Consider the following 4,602-nt stretch of genomic DNA (forward strand, 5'->3'; position numbering starts at 1 on the left):
GCAAACAGTAAAGCTTTGGAATGTTAAAACTGGTTCATGTTTTAAAAGTTTTCATGGGCATACTGACGTTGTACGTTCAGTATCTTTTAGTATCAAAAATCAATTAATAGCAAGTGGTAGTAATGACCAAACTGTTAGAATATGGAACATTAATACTGGAGAATGTATAAAAATATTAAGAGGTTATAGTAACTGGATATGTTCCGTTAATTTTAATATTGATGATAGATTTATCGTCAGCAGCAGTTTTGATCAAAGTCTGAAATTATGGGATGTTAATACAGGTCAATGCGTAAAAACTTTATATAGAAGTAGCAATTCTATATCGTCAGCAAATTTTAGCCCAAATGGTCAAAAAATTGCCAGTGGTAGCAGTGACGATACGGTTAAAATATGGGACACTTATAGTGGAGAATGCCTTCTTACTTTGTATGGCCATTCTAATTGGGTTAGTTCAATTAGCTTCAGTCCAGATGGTGAACTTATCGCAAGTGGTAGTACAGACAAAAAAATCATATTGTGGAAAGTTGATAGTGGAGAAATCATAAAAATTTTAGAAGGTCACAATAACTCAGTATCATGCGTTGCTTTTAGCCCTATCAATCCAATACTTGCGAGTAGTAGCCTTGATCAAACAATAAAACTTTGGGATATTTTTAGTGGGGAATGTCTCAGAACATTTAAAGGTCATAGTATCTTAGCAAATTCTGTTACTTTTAGCCCAGATGGTAAAATTATTGTTAGTTCTGGTAGTGACCAAAAGATAAAATTATGGGACATCAGTACAGCACAATGTTTAAAAACCTTAGAAGGACATAATAAGAAAATTAATTCAGTTACTATTAGTCCTGACGGTAACATTATTGCTAGTGCTAGTAACGATCACACAGTAAAATTATGGGATATCCACACAGGAAAATGTTTAAAAAATTTACAAGAACATACTGATAATGTTTATTCAGTTGTTTTTAGTCACGATGGTCAACTTCTTGCCAGTGCAGGTAAAGATGACACCATTAAATTTTGGCATCTTAAAACTGGTGAATGCCTGAAAAAAATAATTAATGATCGCCCCTATGAACGCATGAACATTATAGGGGTTAAGGGTTTAACATCATCTGAAATCACTACCCTCAAAGCACTTGGCGCAGTAGAAGAATGAAAAATGTAAAAATAAAAATGCAGTAAAAACAAATTGCCAATTTATAATCATCAAACTTCCACAACATATGGAAATAGCAAAAGTATCAAATCAAGGAAAAGTAATTCTTCCTGAAGAATTACTAAAAGCCTCTGGCTGGAAAATCGGACAGGAATTAATAGCAATTAATATGGGTGATGGGATTCTTCTCAAACCCAAGAAACCCTTTGCAGAAACTACATTAAATGATGTTGCAGGCTGCTTAAAATATCAAGGCGCACCCAAATCTTTAGAAGATATGAATGATGCCATCTGTCAAGGTATCGAGGAATCATGGCATGGTGGTAGTTGATACTAATATAATTGTGCGTCTATTGACTCAAGATGATGAATTACAGTACCAAAAGAGTCTAGCAATTTTTCAAAACCAAAATGTTTTTATACCAGATACCGTAATTCTAGAAACTGAGTGGGTACTAAGGTTTGCTTATAAGTTTAAACCTGTTGAAATCTGTACAGCGTTAAGAAAGCTGTTTGGATTGTCAAATGTCCATCTGAGTAATTCTGGCGTAGTTTTTCAGGCGTTGCAATGGCATGAATTAGGCTTAGATTTTGCTGATGCACTTCATCTAGCCCACAGTCAAAATCATGCAGAATTTTACACTTTTGACGAGAAATTTGTGAAAAGGGCTAAGGGGCTAACTACCTGTGAAGTCAAGCAGCCTTAGTGATGACTCAGCAAAAAAACCTAGCTTCAAAATATGTGATCAGGCGATCGCCCACTTTTTCACTAACATTGATTTGGTAAGAGCGATCAGCTACGCTGGGCGGTTACGCCATCGCATGGCCAATTCTGACACGTTTCTAATGTGCGATCGCCATGACAACTCTATGCCAGGATATTAATATTCTTGTCATTAACTATATATGTACAGCCTAGAAATCCCAGAAGGTCAAGCTGAATTTGCTGAACTACTCCGTCGAGTGCTAGAAGGAGAAGAAGTGATTATTTCTCAAGCAGGCACTCCTATCGCGCGTATAGTCCCAATTGCGGAACAGAAATTACCTCGTATTCCAGGTTTAGACCGTGGTCAGGTAACAATTTCCCCAGACTTTGATGCTCCCCTCCCCGACGAGGTGCTAAATGCTTTTATCAACCCAACAGACGCAGAAGCATGAGAGCATTACTTGATACCCATACGTTTATTTGGTGGGTTATTGACGATAACCGACTCTCATCTACAGCTAGAAATATAATTGCTGACCCAGGGAATAACTTATTTTTTAGTGCTGCAAGCGCATGGGAAATTGTAATTAAAGTTCGTTTGGGTAAATTAAATTTACCAGAGCCACCAGAAACTTACATTCCCAGTCGGTTGACTATAAATCGATTTGAAAGTTTGCCTATTCACATGAATCACGCTTTACAAGTCGTCAATCTACCTGCTTTACATCAAGACCCTTTTGACCGAATAATTATTGCTCAAAGTCAAGTGGAAAAAATGCCCATAATTACTGTAGATAATAAAATCAAACAGTATCCTGTTGATGTAATTTGGTAGCCAAAGATAATAATTGCTTAAAGACGAATAAGACTCAATCAGTGGCAGAAGGGGAAGGATAGCCCATCACCGCAGTAAAGCTAATCCTTGTCTTCTCCCTCTTCACCATACTGTACTGGTGGTTTGCCATGATATTCAAGAATCTTTGGCTTTTTCATTTTGGCATTGGCAGGCTCAATTTTTTCTAACTGCAAATCAAACTCCCACTCATCCAGTAAATCAAAGGTAAATTGCAGATGATTTCCTACCTCAAGCGGTAATTCACCTAAGCGGAAATCGTTGGTGTTAGGTGGAATATCAACAAAGGGATGAGTAAATTCAAAAATGCGTCCTATATGGTCTTTGTAAATAAACCGATAAAGATGTTCAAAGTCAAAATCAAATGCTTCGACAACTGCGGCCGCCACTTGATCCAAATTGAGGTCGCTAGGAATGGCTATGCGTCGCCAAGCATCTAACAGCTTCACTTTAAACGTATAAATTGCCTGCTTAAACTCTCCGTTGGCGATGACTAAGGTTTGTTCCCATTCAGGAAAGTATTGCTGGAGATATGGTTTGAGTTTTTCAAAGGTGATGTGGAAATCTAGAGATATTTCTTCATCTTCTGGCTGTCGTTCAATTTCATTATAAATTTCAGAGAGCAAACCTATCATGGCATCTCCCCAAGGACAACGTTTTACAGTAGTGATACGCCATCCTTTAGCGGGTTTTGGTTCTCCTGGAGTGAGGTCAAGAAAACCAAATAAATGCAACAGGCTAAGATTGTGGAAGCCTGGATAATAAACTAATTTATCTTGTTCTTGGTAACTGTTAACGGTTAAACCTTCATCTGGAATTTCTCGCCAAAATTGGCAGCAGCGAAATAATGGTCTATATATGTCTCTAGATTCGCCTAAGAGTTCGCCTTCTCCCCAAAGTAGCCAGGATTCTAAGAGTGTGAAATATTTTTCAGTTGGGTTGAAGCCTTGCCAAATTTTGAGGCGTTTTTCGTCTAAAACTAATTTGGTTTTTTTGCCTTGGGTGATAACTTGAGACAGTCCAGATGTGCGAAAGACAAAGTATAACCCGTGAATGTAGGGGTAGGATTTTTGTTGGGGACGCTTGAGGTTAGTTTCAATGGGGTAACTCAATCGAGAATTGAGTTGCTGGAGGTATTTGAGAGAGAATTGGTGATATGTGCTGCTGACTTCAACGCCGTCTGGTTGGAGAAATTCTAGGATGGTTTGAAAATCCCGCAGAATTTTTCCTGGGAAATTTTGGCTAATGCTTTGCTGTTGGAGGATTTGCTTATTATCTTCCGTCAGGGTGGGAAGTTGTTCTCGCAGATGATTGGGAACGGAGAAAAGTCGTCTCATCATCTAATTTCAACTCTCATTTACAGGGTATATAAAATGCTTTGTTTACAATAGTTGCAGCTTATTTTGACTTTGCAGAAAGTAAGATTGCATTTGGGCGATCGCACACTATTGTACAGTAGCAGCAGCCCGCTAAACCAACGCATCCATAAACAATTAGTAGCTAATTTGACATCGAGAGGCTGATATATAGGATAATACAAGTTACATACCTAAACATTATTTACGGTAGGCTATGTAATTTCACTGTCTAAACTCTAAATCAACCCTTTTATGTCAGAAGCCATTGACAAGAAATCCTTGAGTGAACGTGACATTTGTACAAAGTACATTACGCCTGCTCTAGTTAATCAAGGCTGGAATATCAACACTCAGATTCGAGAGGAAGTGACGCTGACAAAAGGTAGGGTGATTGTAAGAGGTAAGCTTACTAGTCGAGGTGAGCAGAAACGCGCTGATTATGTGCTGTATCACAAACCCGGTGTACCACTGGCTGTAATTGAAGCTAAAGATAATAATCACTCTGTCAGTGCGGGAATGCAAC

At 38.1% G+C, this 4,602-nt stretch carries 7 protein-coding genes and 1 pseudogene; 7 read left to right on the plus strand and 1 reads right to left on the minus strand.

What is annotated here, in order from left to right; all coding sequences use genetic code 11:
* The 6 genes from VB693_RS28735 to VB693_RS28760 all read left to right on the plus strand — a co-directional run.
* A partial coding sequence (locus tag VB693_RS28735) for a WD40 repeat domain-containing protein (protein WP_323269245.1) occupies positions 1-1,162 on the plus strand: 1,162 nt, incomplete at its 5' end.
* A gap of 67 nt (positions 1,163-1,229) precedes the next feature.
* A complete protein-coding gene (locus VB693_RS28740; RefSeq protein ID WP_323269246.1) occupies positions 1,230-1,493 on the plus strand; it encodes an AbrB/MazE/SpoVT family DNA-binding domain-containing protein in 264 nt (87 codons plus the stop codon).
* Positions 1,444-1,869 (plus strand): type II toxin-antitoxin system VapC family toxin, encoded by a 426-nt coding sequence (locus VB693_RS28745; RefSeq protein ID WP_323269247.1) that lies wholly within the window; start codon positions 1,444-1,446, stop codon positions 1,867-1,869. Before VB693_RS28740 ends, VB693_RS28745 begins: the two co-directional genes overlap by 50 nt.
* Positions 1,850-2,047 (plus strand): hypothetical protein, encoded by a 198-nt coding sequence (locus VB693_RS28750; RefSeq protein ID WP_323269248.1) that lies wholly within the window; start codon positions 1,850-1,852, stop codon positions 2,045-2,047. The genes VB693_RS28745 and VB693_RS28750 overlap by 20 nt, the downstream gene beginning before the upstream one ends.
* A 21-nt stretch (positions 2,048-2,068) precedes the next feature.
* Positions 2,069-2,320 carry a type II toxin-antitoxin system Phd/YefM family antitoxin gene (locus tag VB693_RS28755; protein ID WP_323269249.1) on the plus strand — a complete coding sequence of 84 codons (252 nt, stop codon included), beginning with the start codon at positions 2,069-2,071 and terminating at the stop codon, positions 2,318-2,320.
* On the plus strand, positions 2,317-2,703 hold the full coding sequence (locus VB693_RS28760) for a type II toxin-antitoxin system VapC family toxin (protein WP_323269250.1): 387 nt from the start codon (positions 2,317-2,319) through the stop codon (positions 2,701-2,703). Before VB693_RS28755 ends, VB693_RS28760 begins: the two co-directional genes overlap by 4 nt.
* 80 nt (positions 2,704-2,783) lie before the next feature.
* Here VB693_RS28760 and VB693_RS28765 read toward each other — a convergent pair whose 3' ends face one another.
* Positions 2,784-4,061 carry an IS1096 element passenger TnpR family protein gene (locus tag VB693_RS28765; protein WP_323269251.1) on the minus strand — a complete coding sequence of 426 codons (1,278 nt, stop codon included), beginning with the start codon at positions 4,059-4,061 and terminating at the stop codon, positions 2,784-2,786.
* 270 nt (positions 4,062-4,331) lie between these two features.
* Here VB693_RS28765 and VB693_RS28770 point away from each other — a divergent pair.
* Positions 4,332-4,602: pseudogene (locus VB693_RS28770) on the plus strand (restriction endonuclease subunit R); the annotation flags it as partial.

The sequence above is a fragment of the Anabaena sp. UHCC 0399 genome, from assembly GCF_034931465.1.
Lineage (GTDB): Bacteria > Cyanobacteriota > Cyanobacteriia > Cyanobacteriales > Nostocaceae > Trichormus > Trichormus minutissimus.